We start from the raw sequence: 15315 nt of genomic DNA, 5'->3' as shown, positions 1-15315 counted from the left end.
GGGGCGGTCCTGCGGGGGCGGGTTGCCGGACTGCTTCGCTTTACGTCCGGCAACCCGCCCCCTCCGGCCCCCTCCCGCTGATGTGGACGCCCCCGCCCGGTGGGGGTGAGGGACGGGGAAGGACCCGGCGGCTAGCCGCCCACTACCTGGGACACCGTGTAGATGCACAGCCCCGCGAGGGCGCCCACGACCGTGCCGTTGATGCGGATGAACTGCAGGTCGCGGCCGATGTGCGCCTCGATCTTCCTGGAGGTGTGCTCGGCGTCCCAGCTCGCGACGGTCTCGGTGATCAAGGCGGTGATCTCGCTCCGGTACGTCGTCACCACATAGACGGCGGCGCCCTCCAGCCAGCCGTCGACCTTGTCGCGCAGCCGCCCGTCGGCGGCCAGCCGGCCGCCCAGGGACAGCAGCGCCGCGCGCACCCGCAGCCGCAGTTCGCTGCGCTCGTCCTCGGCGGCGGCCACGATCATCGCGCGGACCGCGCCCCAGGCGGAGGCGATCAGGTCCTGCACCTCGCCGCGGCCCAGCACCTCGGACTTGAGCCGTTCGACCTTCTCCCGGGTGCCCGGGTCGGAGCGCAGGTCGGCGGCGAAGTCGGTCAGGAAGCGGTCCACCGCGCCGCGCGCCGGGTGCTCGGGCATGTCCCGCATCTCGGTGACGAAGCGGAGGAGCTCCTTGTAGACCCGGTCGCCCACCTTGCGGTCGACGAACCGGGGGGTCCATCCGGGGGCGCCGCCGGAGACCGCGGCGACCACCGAATCCCCGTGGTCGACCAGCCAGTCGTGGGCGCGGGCGCAGACCAGGTCGACCACCCGGGTGTGGCCGCCCTCGGCGACGATCTTCTCCAGCAGGGAGCCGATGCCGGGCGCGATCTCCTGGGCGTCGGCGCGCCGGGTGATGGCCTCGCCGACCACCGCCTGGACGTCGGAGTCGCGCAGCACGGTCAGCGCGCCGCGCAGCGCGGTGGACAGCTCGGCGGTGACCCGGTCGGCGTTCCGCGGCTCGGCGAGCCAGTGGCCGAGCCGGGCGGCGATGCCGACCGACCGCAGCCGGCGGCGAATCACCTCGCCGGAGAGGAAGTTCTCCCCCACGAAGTCGCCCAGGCTCCGCCCGAGTTGGTCCTTCTTGGAGGGGATGATCGCGGTGTGCGGGATCGGCAGGCCCATCGGCCGCTTGAACAGCGCGGTGACCGCGAACCAGTCGGCCAGCGCGCCGACCATGCCGGCCTCGGCGGCGGCCGCCACGAAGCCGGTCCAGCCGCCCGCACCGGCCGCGCCGGCCCACTTCGCCAGGACGTACACCGCGGCGACGGCCAGCAGCAGGCCGGTCGCCAGGGCCTTCATCCGGCGGACGCCCTGCCGCTTCTCCTCGTCGGCGGCGCTGTAGCGGAAGCCGCCGGGCGCCGTCCGGCCGCCCGGGGAGGGCACCGGCTGCGCGGCCCGCGTCCCCTCGCTCCCCTCCGTATGAGCGCGTTCCATCCGTTCCACCACTCCCACCGTCTCCCCCGTCCTGCGTACGCCGTCGGGTCCGCGGCGCCCGTGCCGTCGGGTTCCGTCCCTACCCGGCCGTACGCCCGTATGTGTCCCACAGTGCCCTACTCCCGGAACCCGGCACGAGTTCCCCGCGCCCGGGACACCCGGTGCGGAGCAGGGCACCGGGCGGCCTCCGGGGGGTACGTGGGATCATTGACCACCGGCCGGAACGCGACGGTGCCGCTGTTCACCGGGCGTCCTCGGCCCGCCGCCCCGCCCCCAGTCCGCCCGGAGCGTGCAGCTCCGCCAGCCCCCAGGAGACGCCTGCGGCATGACCAGACGTGTGGGTTACACCCTGCTCGCCGGCCTGGTGGCAGTGGTGGTGCTGATCTCGGCGGCGATATTCGTCGGCTTCGACGGCACCCCCGGCACCCGGGGCGGCGCCCCGCGCGAGCCGCAGACGTCGGCCGCACCGGCGGTTTCCGGCCAGTGGGTCGGCACCTGGTCGGCGGCCGTGGCCGCGGCCGAGCCCGGTACCCAGGACGGCTACGCGCAGATGTCGATCAGGAACGTCGTCCACACCAGCGTCAGCGGGTCCAGTGCCCGGATCCGGCTGTCCAACCTCTACGGCACCCGCCCGCTGCCGTTCAGCCATGCCTCGCTCGCCCTGTCGGCCGGCAGCGGCAGCCCGATGGCGACGGCCGGGAGCATGCGCCGGCTGACCTTCGACGGCAAGCCGTCGGTGACCATCCCGGTCGGCGGCGAGATCACCAGCGACCCGGTCCGCCTGGCCGTGCCCGGCAACGCCGACCTGCTGGTCACCATGTACTCCCCGGCCCCCTCGGGACCGGCGACCTACCACCCCTACGCCCGCCAGACGTCCTATCTGGCGCGCGGCGACCACACCGAGGACGCCCCCGGCACCGCCTACACCGAGCAGAGCCCCTACTGGCGCTATCTGACCGGCGTGGACGTGCTGAGCACCCGGGCGCGCGGCGCGGTGGTGGCGGTCGGCGACTCGATCACCGACGGCATCACCTCCACCCCGGGCGCCAACCACCGCTGGACCGACTTCCTCGCCGCCCGGCTACGCGACGAGCCGGGTGCCCCCCGCTACGGCGTCCTCAACACCGGCATCAGCGGCAACCGCCTGCTCACCGACAGCAACCGCCTCTCCCCCACCAACGGGCCGAGCCTGCTCTCCCGTCTGGACCGCGATGTGCTGTCCCGTACGGGGGTGCGGGCGGTGGTGGTCGAGATCGGCATCAACGACCTGTTCAAGACCCCGCGCCAGCTCGACCCGGAGAAGGTCGTCGCGGGCATGCGGGAGGTGGTGCAGCGGGCGCACGCCCACGGGCTGCGGGTCACCGGCAGCACCCTCACCCCGTTCGGTGGGCACCGCGGGTACTCCCACCAGCTCAACGCGGTACGCGAACGGGTCAACGACCTGATCCGCTCCGGCGGCGTCTACGACGAGGTCGTCGACTTCGACCGGGCGCTGCGCGACCCGGCGCACCCGCTGCGGCTGCTGCCGGCGTACGACTCGGGCGACCATCTGCACCCCAGCGACGCCGGTTACCGCGCGATGGCCGACGCGGTGGACGTCGACCAGCTCCGGCAGGCCGCGCCCGCCGCGCTCTGACCACCACGGACCGGACGGGCCGACGGGCCCGGTGGACCCGGTAGACCCGATGCCCCGGGTCGGTGCGGTGCCGTGCCGTGCCGTGCCGTACGGCGGAACCGGTCAGTCCAGTTCCCGGCGTCCCCGGCGCTCCTCCTTCAGCCGCCGCCGCTCCTCCTTGCGCTCGGCCTTCAGGCGCCGCTCCTCGTCCTTGGGCAGCTTGCGCTCCACCCCGACGCCGCCCATCAGGGCCACCCCCGAGACGATCACCCGGGGCGCCCCGGGGTGACCCGGGATCCCGTCCTCCTCGGAGTCGAAGCCGCCCATGATGCCCAGGCCGCGCATCTCGACCTCGACGCCCGGCGGCACGATGACATTGACCCCGCCCATCACCGCAAAGACGTCGATGTGGACCTCCGACCCGGCGAAGTCGGCCTCGCGCAGATCGAGTTCGCCGCCGCCCATCAGGCACAGCGCGGTGAACCGGCGCCCGATCGTCCACCGGCCCTTGCGCTCGAAGCCGCCCATGACCGCGATGCCCGTCGTGGAGCCCTTGGCGTCCTCGCGGATCCGCTCGGACCAGACCGTCACCGCTCCGCCGGACGCCGGTTCCTTGCGGAGCGACAGCGGCTGCGCGGGCTGTGCGGCCACCGGCAGGTCGGCCGTGATCTTCTCCAGCTCCCCGTACGTACGGGCCTGGTGGGTGGCGTCGAACCGCTCGTCGAACTCCGCCATGTCCAGCCGGCCCTCGGCGAGGGCGTCCCGCAGGATCTCGACTACCCGGTCGCGGTCGGCGTCGGAAGCACGAAGCTGAGGGAGCCGTTCGTCAGTCATACGGACAGATTAGGGCCTGTCCGGTGGATCAGGGCCGCAACGGGTCGGGCGCGGCCGGGCCCGCCCCGCCCGGATCGCGGCGGGCGGCGCCCCCGCCCGCGTACAACTCGGCGATCAGGGCCCCGATGTCCGGTTCGCGAACCGCCAGGTCCACCAGCGGATAGCGGGCGGCGATCGCCGTCACCAGGGGTGCCGCGCTCCGCTCGGCCGGGAACGCCAGCCACTGCCGCGGGCCCTCCACCTTCACCGTGCGGGCCCCGGGAACGCCCTCGATCGGCGGGAGTTCCTCGGCCAGGTCCACCACCAGGGTGCGCTCGCCGTCGGCGGCGGCGCGCAGCCCGGCCAGGTCCCCGTCGAAGACCAGCCGGCCGTGGTCGATGACCATCACCCGGCGGCACAACTGCTCGATGTCGGTGAGGTCGTGGGTGGTGAGCAGGACCGTGGTGCCCCGCTCGGCGTTGATCTCCCGCAGGAACGAGCGGACCTTGGCCTTGCTGACGACGTCCAGGCCGATGGTCGGCTCGTCGAGGTAGAGCACGTCGGGGTCGTGCAGCAGCGCCGCGGTGATGTCGCCGCGCATCCGCTGGCCGAGCGAGAGCTGACGGACCGGTACGTCCAACAGCGGCGCCAGGTCCAGGAGTTCGACGCAGCGGTCGAGGTTGGCGCGGAAGACGGCGGTCGGGACCCGGTACATCCGGCGGACCAGCTCGTAGGAGTCCTTCAGCGGCAGGTCCCACCACAGGGTGGTGCGCTGCCCGAAGACCACGCCGATCCGGCGGGCGAGGACGGTGCGTTGTCGGGAAGGGTCGATGCCGGCGACCCGCAGCCGGCCGCCGCTGGGCACCAGGATGCCGGTCAGCATCTTGATGGTGGTGGACTTCCCGGCGCCGTTGGGGCCGATGTACCCGACCATCTCGCCGCGCGACACCTCGAAGGTGAGGCCGTCGACGGCCCGCACCTCGTGCCGGGTGCGGCGCAGCCGGCCCGCCCGGCGGCGGACGGTGAAGACCTTCTCGACGCCGGCCAGCTCGATCAGCGGCTCAGCGGCCACCCCGTCCATCGCGACAACTCCCTTTCCTCTGCGCTTTGTTGATCCGGAACGTGATGTCCGGAATGTGATGCCCGGCATGTGGTGTCCGGCGTCTGGTGATCGGTGTTCGGTGTTCGGTGTTCGGTGTTCGGTGTTGGATATCCGGTGTCAGCTGCCGGTGCTGCGGTAGGCGCGGACGCCGCGCCGCCAGGCCAGCGCCGCGCCGGCGACCATCAGGGCGGCCACGGCGGGCCCCAGGAAGGCGGTCCAGGGCGGCAGCCCGAGCGGGTAGGGGCGGCCCAGCAGCCACAGTGCGGGCAGCCAGTTGACGAAGGCCAGCGGGACGATGAAGGTGACCCCGCGGACCAGGTCGCGGGCGAACACCGTCGGCGGGTACTGGAGCAGCGCGTTGCCGCCGTAGGTGAGGGAGTTCTGCAGCTCGGCGGCGTCCTGCGCCCAGAACTGGAAGGCCGCCCCGGCGGTGAAGACCGCACCGAAGATCACCGCGCCGCACACCACCATCAGCGGCACCATCAGGATCCGGCCGGGCGTCCAGTCCACCTCGATCCGGCCGGTCGACCAGAGCAGCACCAACAGCCCCTGGGAGGTACGGCCCAGACGGCGCAGCGCGAACCGGTCCGCGGCGATCTGGGCGTAGACCGGGGCGGGGCGCAGCAGCAGGGTGTCGAGGGTGCCGTCGCGGATCCGGGCGCCGAGCCGCTCGGCGTTGCCGACCGCCAGGTCCGCCAGGCCCAGCGAGAGGCTGCAGGTGCCGTAGAGGAAGGCGACCTCGGGGAGGGCGAAGCCGCCGAGCGCGTGGACGCGGGAGAACATCAGCAGCAGCGCGACGAAGTCCAGTGCGCTGGAGGCGAAGTTGCCGAGCGTCATCAAGGCGAACGACGTCCGGTAGGCGAGCGTGGAGCGCACCCACATCCAGGCGATCAGGCCGTAGACGCGGACCCCCTCCCCCAGGGCCCGCAGCAGGCCGCCCGCCGCCCCGTCGTGCCGCCTAGCCACCGTGGACCACCACCTTGCGGGTGGCGGCGGACTGCAGCAGCCGTCCCAGCGCCAGCAGCGCCACCGCCCAGGCCGCCTGGAACGCCAGCCCGCGCAGCAGCGCCCCGCCGGTCCGCGCGCCGATCAGGACGTCGGCCGGCACCTGCAGGAGCGCCGCCCACGGCAGCAGTTGGGCGAGGTCGGAGAGCCCGTCGGGGAAGACCCGCAGCGGCAGCACCATCCCGGAGAAGAACATGCAGGACAGGCCGCTGATCATGGCCAGTCCCGAGCTGTCCAGCAGCCAGAACGTCGACAGCGCGACGAGGTAGCGCAGCGCGAAGCTGACCACCACGCCCAGCAGCGCCGACAGCAGGAACCAGCCCCAGGTCAGCGGGTCGCCGGGGAGCGCCAGCGGGAAGGCCAGGGCGCCCACCGCCATCGGCACCACGCCGCGGCCGAACAGCTGGATGCCGGCCCGGCCCAGGTCGGCGGCGAGCCACCACAGCTGGAGGTCGGCCGGCCGGTAGAGGTCCACCGCGACGTCGCCGCTGCGGATCCGCTCCTGGAGTTCGGACAGGCCGCCGGTGGCGATCATGGCGACGGCCAGCAGCGCCTGCCCGGCCCAGACGAAGGTCAGCGCCTGCGCCGGGCCGTAGCCGCCCAGGTGCGGCCGCTGGTCCCACAGGGCGAGGTAGGCGTAGGCGATGATGAAGCCGAAGACGGTGTTGGTGACGATGCCCGCGGCGGTGGCGGCGCGATAGGTGGCGTACCGCCGGAAGCTGCCGGCCGCCACCGCCATGTACAACACGCCGTGCTCCCCGCGCTCTTGGTCGGTCCCGTCCGGGGACGTGCGGGCGGGGAAGCACCGGAGCCTAAGGTGCACCCGCGGCGGGCACCATCGATTTATCACTCGTTCGGGTGAGGCAGGGGCGCCATTCGGCCTGTCACCGGGCGGACGCGGGTGCGTGCCACCCCTGGCGACCGGGACACATGATGCGAAAGTTGCCTACCGGGCGTCAGTTGCCTTTTCCGGCATAGCGCATGGACCACCGCACACCGCACGGCATCCGCAACCGCACCGGTACGGCCGCACCCCGGTACGACGCCGGTCCCGACACCCCACCGGTCCTGACACGACACCGCTCCGCCGCGGTACAACCTCCGGCGGTGGCCGAGGAGTCACACAGACATGAGCGACGACGCGCGGCACGACGGCACGGGCAGCGAGCACGGCGAGACCGGCGAGACCGGCGAGGCAGCCGCCGACCGCCCCCGGCGCACGGGCTGGCGCCGGCTCCTGCCGACCTGGCGGATGGTGGTGGGGGGCGTGCTGCTCTTCCTGCTGCTGATCGTGGGCGGGCTGACCGCCGGCTACCTCCTCGTCGGCATCCCGCCCGCCAACAGCGCCGCGAAGGCGCAGAGCAACGTCTACCTCTACTCCGACGGCACGGAACTGGCCCGCGACGGCGACGTGAACCGCGAGAACGTCCCGCTAGGCCAGGTGCCCAGGACCGTCCAGCGGGCCGTACTGGCCGCCGAGGACCGGGACTTCTACTCCGAGTCCGCGGTCGACCCGGCCGCGATGCTGCGCGCCGCCTGGAACACCGTTACAGGCAAGGGGAAGCAGTCCGGCTCCACCATCACCCAGCAGTACGTCAAGAACTACTACCTCGGCCAGGAACAGACCCTCACCCGCAAGGCCAAGGAGTTCTTCATCGCCATCAAGCTGGACCGCGAGGAGAGCAAGGACGAGATCCTGCAGGGCTACCTCAACACCAGCTACTACGGCCGCAACGCCTACGGCATCCAGGCCGCCGCCCGGGCGTACTACGGCAAGGACGTCGGCGCGCTCACCACCGCCGAGGGCGCCTACCTCGCCGCCCTCCTCAACGCCCCCAGCGCCTACGACATCACCGCCCACCCCGAGAACCGACCGCGCGCCCTGGCCCGTTGGAACTACGTCCTGGACGGCATGGTCAAGCAGAAGTGGCTCGACCGCGCCGAACGCACCGCGATGGCCTTCCCCGCCCTCACCCGGGCCCCCGCCTCCGCCGGCCTCTCCGGCCAGCGCGGCTACCTCGTCGAAGCGGTCCGGGACTACCTCACCGGCCACGACATCCTCGACGACGGCACCCTGCGGGCCGGCGGCTACCGCATCACCACCACCATCGACCACAAGCGGCAGAACGCCTTCGTCAAGGCCGTCCGCACCCGGCTGATGGACCAACTCGACGGCCACCGCACGGTGGACGGCTACGTCCGGGCCGGCGGCGCCTCCATCGACCCCGCCACCGGCCGGGTCGTCGCCCTCTACGGCGGCATCGACTACGCCAAGCAGTTCGTCAACAGCGCCACCCGCCGCGACTACCAGGTCGGCTCCACCTTCAAGCCGCTCGTCTTCGCCTCCGCCGTCCAGAACGAATCCGTTACCCAGGACGGCTCCCCGATCACCCCCAACACCGTCTACGACGGCACCAACAAGCGGATGACCCTCAGCCACGGCCACCCCACCGGCTTCGCCCCCGGCAACGAGGACGACCACTCCTACGGCCCGATCACCGTCACCGAGGCCACCGACAAGTCCGTCAACGCGGTCTACGCGCAGATGGGCATCGACGTCGGCCCGGACACCGTCCGCAAGACCGCGGTGGCCCTCGGCATCCCCGCCGACACCCCCAGCCTCGCCACGTCCCAGGGCGCCATCTCCCTGGGCACCGCGACGCCCAGCGTGCTGGACATGACCCAGGTCTACGCGACCCTGGCGCACCACGGCCGGCAGCGCCCGTACACCCTGATCGACCACGTCACCAAGGCCGGAGAGGCCATCGACCTGCCGGAGCGCGAGGAGACCGCCGCCGTCGAGCGGGCCGCCGCCGACACCACCACCCAGATCCTGCGCAGCGTCGTCGAGGGCGGCACCGGCACCGCCGCACAGGCCGCCGGGCGCCCGGCGGCCGGCAAGACCGGCACCGCGGAGCAGGACAAGGCCGCCTGGTTCGCCGGCTACACCCCCGACCTGGCCACCGTCGTCGCCGTCCTGGGCCAGCACCCGGAGACCGCCGTCCAGGAACCGCTCTACGGAGCCGCCGGGCGGGACCGCCTCAACGGCGGCGACTTCCCCGCCCAGATCTGGGCCGACTACACCGCGGCGGCGCTGGCCGGCCGCCCCGCCCGCGACTTCGACCTCCGGCTCCAGGACGGCGCCGAGCCGAGCCCGTCCGCCGCGCCGTCCGCCGACGACTCCGAGTCGGCGAGCGATGCGGCCTCCCCGAGCACCGGCCCGACCGACGGCGCAACGCCCACCGGCAGCGGGGCGCCGACCGGCACCGGCGCCCCCACCGGCCCGACCGGCCGACCGACCCTCCCGCCGACCCCCACCGAGGTGCCGACCACCGCCGAACCCACCGAGGAGTTCCCGACCGTGGGCCCGCCGGACGCCGACGAGTACGCGCAGCGGTGGACCGGCGGCTAGCCGTCGGCGAGCCGGGCCGGCCGGTGAACCTCAGTGGCCGGACGTCGCCTTCAGGCCGACGACGGCGACCAACAGCAGACAGATGAAGAAGATCCGGGCGGCGGTCGCGGGCTCGCCGAGCACCAGCATCCCGACCACCGCCGCACCGGCCGCGCCGATGCCGACCCAGACGCCGTAGGCGGTGCCGATCGGCAGGGTCCGGGCCGCGTAGGAGAGCAGCACCATGCTGACGACGATGCCCGCGCCGGTGGCGACACTGGGCCACAGCCGGGTGAATCCGTCGGTGAACTTCATGCCGATCGACCAGCCGACCTCCAGCAGGCCGGCGACGACGAGCAGGATCCATGCCATGACGGCACCTCCGTGAAAGGACTTCAACAGGGGTGCGTCGTCTTGTCCTGACCCGGTACGGCGCGTCTCGTCGGGTTGCCACCGAGGCTAGCAAAGGGCTCCCCCGCAGGTGGTGACGGGGATCACCACCCGTGAGGGAGCCCCTCCGGCACAGCTGCGGCGCTACAGGTACAGGCCGGTCGAGTCCTCCGCGCCCTCCAGGCGCTCCGCGGCCACCGCGTGCAGATCGCGCTCGCGCATCAGCACGTACGCCACCCCGCGCACCTCGACCTCGGCCCGGTCCTCGGGGTCGTACAGCACCCGGTCGCCCACCTCGACGGTCCGTACGTTCTGCCCCACCGCGACCACCTCGGCCCAGGCCAGGCGACGGCCGACCGCCGCGGTCGCGGGAATGACGATGCCCCCGGACGAGCGCCGCTCGCCCTCGGGGATGTCCGTCCGGACCAGCACGCGGTCGTGCAGCATCCGGATCGGCAGCTTGTCGTGGGTGTCCTTGGTGTTATTCGGGCTCACGGCACGACCGTACCTGCCCGACGGCGACGATCATGCACCGCGGGCCGGATCCGAGGGGCCCGACGACCCCGCCCGACGACCCCGCGGGACGCTACTTGTGGCGCTTCTTGGAACCCAGCGCGAGCAGGCCCACCACGGCCACGCCGATCATGGCCACCGGAATGATGCGCTCCAGCCGCGGCGCCCCGTCCTCGGACACCAGCTGACCGCGTACGTCCGAGACCAGGCGGTTGACGGCCACGTAGGCCCGGCCCGCCGTGCGGTCCACGGCCGCCGACGCCTTCGTCTTCGCCTCGCCCATGATCGTCTTGGGATGGAGCCGGACGCCGATCTCGTCGAGCGTCACGGCGAGATCCTGCCGCCTGCGGACGATGTCCGCCTCGATCTGCGCAGGGGTCCTGGCTTCCGACACCGCGCCGCCTCCGTCATCTCGTGCCGATGCGTACAAGGGGCCGGACACGTTCCGGATCTGCCCCGTGCGGAACCGGCCACCCGATCATGTGCCGATTCGTGAAGGACAGTCTGTCAGCTCCCACCCGCGGGCGCCCCACAGCACCCCCGTTTCGCGCCGCCCCGACGCCCCCGACGCCGTTCCGACGCACCGAGTGGGCCTAATGTCGGGGGCGTACCACCGACCCATCCGCAGCACCCACCGCAAGGAGACGGAGACCCACCATGAGTGAGCGACTCCAGCCCGGCGACACCGCACCCGCCTTCACGCTCCCCGACGCCGACGGCAAGCAGGTCTCGCTCGCCGACCACAAGGGGCGCAAGGTCATCGTCTACTTCTACCCGGCCGCGCTGACCCCCGGCTGCACCAAGCAGGCGTGCGACTTCACCGACAACCTCGACTTCCTCGCCGGCCACGGCTACGACGTCATCGGCATCTCCCCCGACAAGCCGGAGAAGCTCGCGAAGTTCCGCGAGAAGGAGGACCTCAAGGTCACCCTGCTCGGCGACCCGGACAAGGAGGTGCTCACCGCCTACGGCGCCTTCGGCGAGAAGAAGCTCTACGGCAAGACGGTCACCGGGGTGATCCGCTCCACCGTCGTCGTCGACGAGGACGGCAAGGTCGAGCGCGCCCTGTACAACGTCAAGGCCACCGGCCACGTCGCCAAGATCATCAAGGATCTGGGGCTGTAACCGGGACCCGGGCCGGCGCGCCGCACGGCGGCAACGCCGCCGCACCGCCGCCGGCCCGGTCACGGCGGCCACCGGCTACGGCGCCGGCACCGCCTCCGGGACCGTCACCACGGTCCGGTCCGGCAGCTCCAACACCGCCTCGGCGCCGCCCCCCTCGGCCGCACCGAACTCCAACCGCGCCCCCAGCACCTCGGCCTGCCCGGCCGCGATCGTCAACCCCAGCCCGTGCCCCGTACCGCGCTCCGGCGCCGCCGTACGGAACCGCCGCGGCCCCTCCGCGCACAGCTCCGCCGGATACCCCGGCCCGTGGTCCCGCACCACGATCCGCGAACCGGCCACCACCACCTCGATCGGCGGCTCGCCGTGCTTGGCCGCGTTCGCCAGCAGGTTCACCAGGACCCGCTCCACCCGCCGCCGGTCCGTCTCCACGATCTCCGGCTCACCCTCGACCGTCACCGACACCGCGAGGTCGTCCACCCCGCGCTGCCGCGCCGCCCGCTGCACGATCCCGCGCACCAGCGACGGCAACTCACAGGCGTCCAGATCGGCCCGCTCCACCCCCGCGTCCAACCGCGAGACCTCCAGCAGGTCCTCCACCAGCCGCCGCATCGCCTGCGCCCGGTCCCGCACCAGCTCCACCGCCCGCGGCTCCGGCAACAGCTCCGCCGCCGCCACCAGCCCCGCCACCGGCGTGCGCAGCTCGTGCGCCACGTCCGCGGTGAACTCCCGCTCCGCCTCCACCCGCGCCGCCAACGACATCGCCATGTGGTGCACACTGCGGCCCAACTCGGCCACCTCGTCCCGGCCGTTGCTGGCCAGCGCGTCCGCGTCCGGCGGCTCCCCCGCCGCGATCCGCCGCGCCGCCGCCGCGCTCAGCCGCAGCCGCCGCGACAGCCGCTGCGACACGAACCACGACACCACCGCCATCAGCACGACCGTGCCGCACCCCGCGATCAGCAGCGCCCGATCCAGCGCCACCTGCGCCGGATCGTCCTCCGGATACGCCGCGGACACCGACAGCGAACGCGTCGGCCGGTCGCCCTCGCCGCCGACCCCGGTCGCCGCCCACACCCGCGGGTCGTCGCCCCCGCTGAGATACGTCCCCGAGCGGTTGTGGAACACCGCCGCCCGCAACGGCCGCGGCAACGTCGCGTCGTCCAGCTGGGCGCCCAGCGCCAACGTGCCGTCCCGCTCATAGATCTGCAGCGCCGAACTCAGCCGCTCGTCCTGATACGCCCGGGCCGACCGCTCCCGCTCGGCGTCGGCGATGTGGTGCACGGCAAAGCCGAGCACCACCACCGCAAGCGCCGTCATACCCGAAATGGCCAGGGCGATCCGGCCTCGAATGCCCATCACGCGAGGTTGTACATCTCCGTCGTGTCGCCGAGCGGCGTGGAACCCTCGTAGGTCACCTCCAGGCCCGTGAAGGCCCGCGCACCGTCGACCTCCTTCGCACCGTAGAGCCGGAACGTCGCCCGGTACCCGGCGTCCGTGCCCACCCCGGCCGCGGTCTTCTCGACCTGCACCACGCCACGGCCCTCGGCCTCGTCGGCGTCGTAGCGGTCCCAGGTGATCCCGGTCGCCACCATCCCGGCGTCCGCGCAGGTCAGCGTGATCACCTGGGGCCGGATCTCCGGCTCCCCGATCCCGCAGTCGCGCACGCCCGGGAGCCCGCCGGTGGGCCGGCCGTCCGACTTCACGTCCTGGACGGCCGAGGTCTTCGGGGCGGCGTCCACCGCGGACGCGGGCTGCGACGCCTGGCTGAACCACACCCCGCCGGCCGCCAGCGCGGTCACCACGAGAAAGGCCAGCAGGGCGGTGCGCCCGCGCCTCCAGCGGGCCCCTTCGCGGTCGGTCATCACACACTCCTCCCGGGGCACCTTCGCCCCGTCAACCCCACCAGCAAACAACGACCGCCACGGCGGCCCCGCACCGGCCCCGAGCCGGGCCACCGCACCGCGGCACCACACGACGGCCCACGGCCACCACTTCCCACGACGAAACGGCCCCCTTCGACGGGCCTGCGACGGAAAGGGGCAATTTCGTCACCGCCACTCTCCTCTCCCCCCGACACAGGCTGATTGCCCGAATGCTGCGGTGACCACTCGGCTGTGTACCAGTCCTGTAACAAGAGCCCCCGTCACGACAACCCTCCACCCCTGCGCCGCGCACCGTCCGGCCGACTCCGGGTGACATACCTCGCGACCACCGCCCACAGTGTTTCGACCCGCCGTCCAGCGTGCAGGCGCACCGGTCGTAGCCCCAACCCCCGCCCGCGCACCCCGTACCGCGCGCCGACCGACCGGGAGGACCGCCGCGTGCCGCACCTCAGTACCGAAACCAGCCACTCCACACCGGAACCGGACCGCGCCGCGCGCAGACGCCACCGGGTGCTCTTCCGCGCCATCGACCGGCGCCGCAACCCACGGCTCCGCCGCACCGACATCACGGTCACCGACGAACCGACCGTCCGACGCGCCGTGAAGGCCGCCGCCCTCGGCAACGCCATGGAGTGGTTCGACTTCGGGATCTACAGCTACCTGGCCCTCACCATCGGCAAGGTCTTCTTCCCCGGCGGCAGCCCCACCGCCAGCCTGCTGTCCTCCTTCGCCACCTTCGCCGTGGCCTTCCTCGTACGCCCCCTGGGCGGCGCCTACTTCGGCCCGCTCGGCGACCGCATCGGACGCAAGAAGGTCCTCGCCCTCACCATGATCATGATGGCGCTGGGCACCCTCGGCATCGGCCTCATCCCCTCCTACGCCAGCATCGGCCTGTGGTCCCCCGCCCTCCTCATCCTCTTCCGCCTCGTCCAGGGCTTCTCCACCGGAGGCGAATACGGCGGCGCCTCCACGTTCATCGCCGAATACGCCCCCGACAAGAAGCGCGGCTACTTCGGCAGCTTCCTGGAGATGGGCACCCTGATCGGCTACACGGGCGCCGCCGGCATCGTCCTCCTGCTCAACACCACACTCGGCCCGGACACCATGCTCGCCTGGGGCTGGCGCATCCCGTTCCTCGTCGCCGGCCCGCTCGGCCTGGTCGGCCTCTACCTCCGCCTCCGACTCGACGAGACCCCGGCCTTCCAGAAACTGGAGTCCACCCAGACCCACGCCCCCACCGACTCCCCCGCCCGGACCGAGGAGGACCCCTCCCACCCGTCCGCCCACGCCCCGAAGCGGAAGCTGGGCGAGATCCTCACCCGGCACTGGCCCACCCTCGTCCTGTGCATCGCCCTGGTCGGCGCCTACAACATCACCGACTACATGCTCCTCTCCTACATGCCGACCTACCTCACGGACACCCTGGACTACGACGAGACCCACGGCCTGCTGATCCTGCTGGCCACCATGGTCGTCCTCATCTGCCTGCTCCCCGCCGTCGGCAGACTCAACGACCGCTACGGCCGCAAGCCGCTCCTGACGGCCGGGATGCTCGGCTTCCTCGTCCTCGCCATCCCGGCGTTCCTGCTGGTCAAGCAGGGCTCCCTGCTCACCGTCGGCTGCGGCACGGCCCTCCTCGGCCTCTCCCTGCTCTGCCTCCTGGGCACCATGTCCGCCGCCCTGCCCGCCCTCTTCCCCACCAACGTCCGCTACGGCTCCCTGTCCATCGGCTACAACCTCGCGGTCTCCCTCTTCGGCGGCACCACCCCGCTGGTCATCACCGCCCTCATGGACACCTTCGACAAGAACGTGATGGTGCCCGCCTACTACACGATGGGCGCGGCCCTCGTCGGCGTCATCGCCGTCGCCTGCATGAAGGAGACCGCCCAACAACCCCTGGAGGGCTCCCCACCCTCGGTCTCCACCAAGGAAGAGGCCCTCGAACTGATCGCGTCCCAGACCCCGGAACCACGCTTCTGACCGCACTCGCGTAGCCAACCACT

The 15315-nt window shown here is 72.6% G+C and carries 14 protein-coding genes and 1 riboswitch; of the genes, 4 read left to right on the top strand and 10 right to left on the bottom strand.

The window, feature by feature from the left end; genetic code table 11:
* Positions 1-131 precede the first annotated feature (131 nt).
* Positions 132-1478, bottom strand: coding sequence for a DUF445 domain-containing protein (locus MOV08_RS26290; RefSeq protein WP_275309081.1), 1347 nt, complete (start codon positions 1476-1478; stop codon positions 132-134).
* A gap of 325 nt (positions 1479-1803) precedes the next feature.
* Between MOV08_RS26290 and MOV08_RS26285 the strand changes: the two genes are divergently transcribed.
* A complete protein-coding gene (locus MOV08_RS26285; protein WP_275309079.1) occupies positions 1804-3114 on the top strand; it encodes an SGNH/GDSL hydrolase family protein in 1311 nt (436 codons plus the stop codon).
* Between the two features lie 102 nt (positions 3115-3216).
* Here MOV08_RS26285 and MOV08_RS26280 read toward each other — a convergent pair whose 3' ends face one another.
* From MOV08_RS26280 to MOV08_RS26265, 4 genes are all read right to left on the bottom strand, one after another.
* Positions 3217-3927, bottom strand: coding sequence for a DUF1707 SHOCT-like domain-containing protein (locus tag MOV08_RS26280; RefSeq protein WP_275309078.1), 711 nt, complete (start codon positions 3925-3927; stop codon positions 3217-3219).
* A gap of 28 nt (positions 3928-3955) precedes the next feature.
* Entirely contained in the window at positions 3956-4987 is a 1032-nt protein-coding gene (locus MOV08_RS26275; RefSeq protein ID WP_275309077.1) for an ABC transporter ATP-binding protein, read from the bottom strand.
* Positions 4988-5125: 138 nt separating this feature from the next.
* Complete coding sequence (locus tag MOV08_RS26270) at positions 5126-5974, bottom strand: ABC transporter permease (RefSeq protein WP_275309075.1); 849 nt, start codon at positions 5972-5974, stop codon at positions 5126-5128.
* On the bottom strand, positions 5967-6761 hold the full coding sequence (locus MOV08_RS26265; protein ID WP_039636122.1) for an ABC transporter permease: 795 nt from the start codon (positions 6759-6761) through the stop codon (positions 5967-5969). Before MOV08_RS26265 ends, MOV08_RS26270 begins: the two co-directional genes overlap by 8 nt.
* Positions 6762-7142: 381 nt before the next feature.
* Between MOV08_RS26265 and MOV08_RS26260 the strand changes: the two genes are divergently transcribed.
* Positions 7143-9425 carry a transglycosylase domain-containing protein gene (locus MOV08_RS26260; protein WP_275309073.1) on the top strand — a complete coding sequence of 761 codons (2283 nt, stop codon included), beginning with the start codon at positions 7143-7145 and terminating at the stop codon, positions 9423-9425.
* A gap of 30 nt (positions 9426-9455) precedes the next feature.
* On the opposite strand, the gene MOV08_RS26255 is transcribed toward MOV08_RS26260, so the two are convergent.
* The 3 genes from MOV08_RS26255 to MOV08_RS26245 form a co-directional block, all read right to left on the bottom strand.
* Positions 9456-9776 (bottom strand): DMT family transporter, encoded by a 321-nt coding sequence (locus tag MOV08_RS26255; protein WP_039636118.1) that lies wholly within the window; start codon positions 9774-9776, stop codon positions 9456-9458.
* Positions 9777-9807: 31 nt separating this feature from the next.
* A riboswitch (guanidine-III (ykkC-III) riboswitch) is annotated at positions 9808-9869 on the bottom strand.
* Positions 9870-9938: 69 nt separating this feature from the next.
* Positions 9939-10241 carry a GroES family chaperonin gene (locus tag MOV08_RS26250; protein WP_052287519.1) on the bottom strand — a complete coding sequence of 101 codons (303 nt, stop codon included), beginning with the start codon at positions 10239-10241 and terminating at the stop codon, positions 9939-9941.
* A gap of 139 nt (positions 10242-10380) precedes the next feature.
* Entirely contained in the window at positions 10381-10701 is a 321-nt protein-coding gene (locus MOV08_RS26245) for a DUF3618 domain-containing protein (protein ID WP_039636114.1), read from the bottom strand.
* Between the two features lie 263 nt (positions 10702-10964).
* Between MOV08_RS26245 and bcp the strand changes: the two genes are divergently transcribed.
* Complete coding sequence (gene bcp, locus MOV08_RS26240; protein ID WP_039636112.1) at positions 10965-11432, top strand: thioredoxin-dependent thiol peroxidase; 468 nt, start codon at positions 10965-10967, stop codon at positions 11430-11432.
* A 75-nt stretch (positions 11433-11507) separates the two neighbouring features.
* Here bcp and MOV08_RS26235 read toward each other — a convergent pair whose 3' ends face one another.
* Both MOV08_RS26235 and MOV08_RS26230 read right to left on the bottom strand, forming a co-directional pair.
* Entirely contained in the window at positions 11508-12785 is a 1278-nt protein-coding gene (locus MOV08_RS26235) for a sensor histidine kinase (protein ID WP_039641549.1), read from the bottom strand.
* Positions 12785-13291 (bottom strand): hypothetical protein, encoded by a 507-nt coding sequence (locus tag MOV08_RS26230; RefSeq protein ID WP_039636109.1) that lies wholly within the window; start codon positions 13289-13291, stop codon positions 12785-12787. The genes MOV08_RS26235 and MOV08_RS26230 overlap by 1 nt, the downstream gene beginning before the upstream one ends.
* 459 nt (positions 13292-13750) lie before the next feature.
* Between MOV08_RS26230 and proP the strand changes: the two genes are divergently transcribed.
* Positions 13751-15292: a glycine betaine/L-proline transporter ProP gene (proP, locus tag MOV08_RS26225; RefSeq protein WP_275309072.1), complete on the top strand. Its 1542-nt coding sequence runs from the start codon at positions 13751-13753 to the stop codon at positions 15290-15292.
* Positions 15293-15315 lie beyond the last annotated feature (23 nt).

Source organism: Streptomyces yunnanensis (genome assembly GCF_029011865.1).
In the GTDB taxonomy this organism is placed as follows: Bacteria; Actinomycetota; Actinomycetes; order Streptomycetales; family Streptomycetaceae; genus Streptomyces; species Streptomyces yunnanensis.
Note: the sequence above shows the minus strand (reverse complement) of the source record. Positions and strands in the feature narration are given on the sequence as shown.

What these genes read in the sequence shown, in the direction of transcription:
- MOV08_RS26275 (WP_275309077.1), bottom strand. Translation starts at nt 4,987, where the DNA reads ATGGACGGGGTGGCCGCTGAGCCGCTGATCGAGCTGGCCGGCGTCGAG.
- MOV08_RS26230 (WP_039636109.1), bottom strand. Translation starts at nt 13,291, where the DNA reads ATGACCGACCGCGAAGGGGCCCGCTGGAGGCGCGGGCGCACCGCCCTG.
- MOV08_RS26290 (WP_275309081.1), bottom strand. Translation starts at nt 1,478, where the DNA reads ATGGAACGCGCTCATACGGAGGGGAGCGAGGGGACGCGGGCCGCGCAG.
- MOV08_RS26235 (WP_039641549.1), bottom strand. Translation starts at nt 12,785, where the DNA reads ATGGGCATTCGAGGCCGGATCGCCCTGGCCATTTCGGGTATGACGGCG.
- MOV08_RS26255 (WP_039636118.1), bottom strand. Translation starts at nt 9,776, where the DNA reads ATGGCATGGATCCTGCTCGTCGTCGCCGGCCTGCTGGAGGTCGGCTGG.
- MOV08_RS26250 (WP_052287519.1), bottom strand. Translation starts at nt 10,241, where the DNA reads ATGCTGCACGACCGCGTGCTGGTCCGGACGGACATCCCCGAGGGCGAG.
- bcp (WP_039636112.1), top strand. Translation starts at nt 10,965, where the DNA reads ATGAGTGAGCGACTCCAGCCCGGCGACACCGCACCCGCCTTCACGCTC.
- MOV08_RS26260 (WP_275309073.1), top strand. Translation starts at nt 7,143, where the DNA reads ATGAGCGACGACGCGCGGCACGACGGCACGGGCAGCGAGCACGGCGAG.
- MOV08_RS26285 (WP_275309079.1), top strand. Translation starts at nt 1,804, where the DNA reads ATGACCAGACGTGTGGGTTACACCCTGCTCGCCGGCCTGGTGGCAGTG.
- MOV08_RS26280 (WP_275309078.1), bottom strand. Translation starts at nt 3,927, where the DNA reads ATGACTGACGAACGGCTCCCTCAGCTTCGTGCTTCCGACGCCGACCGC.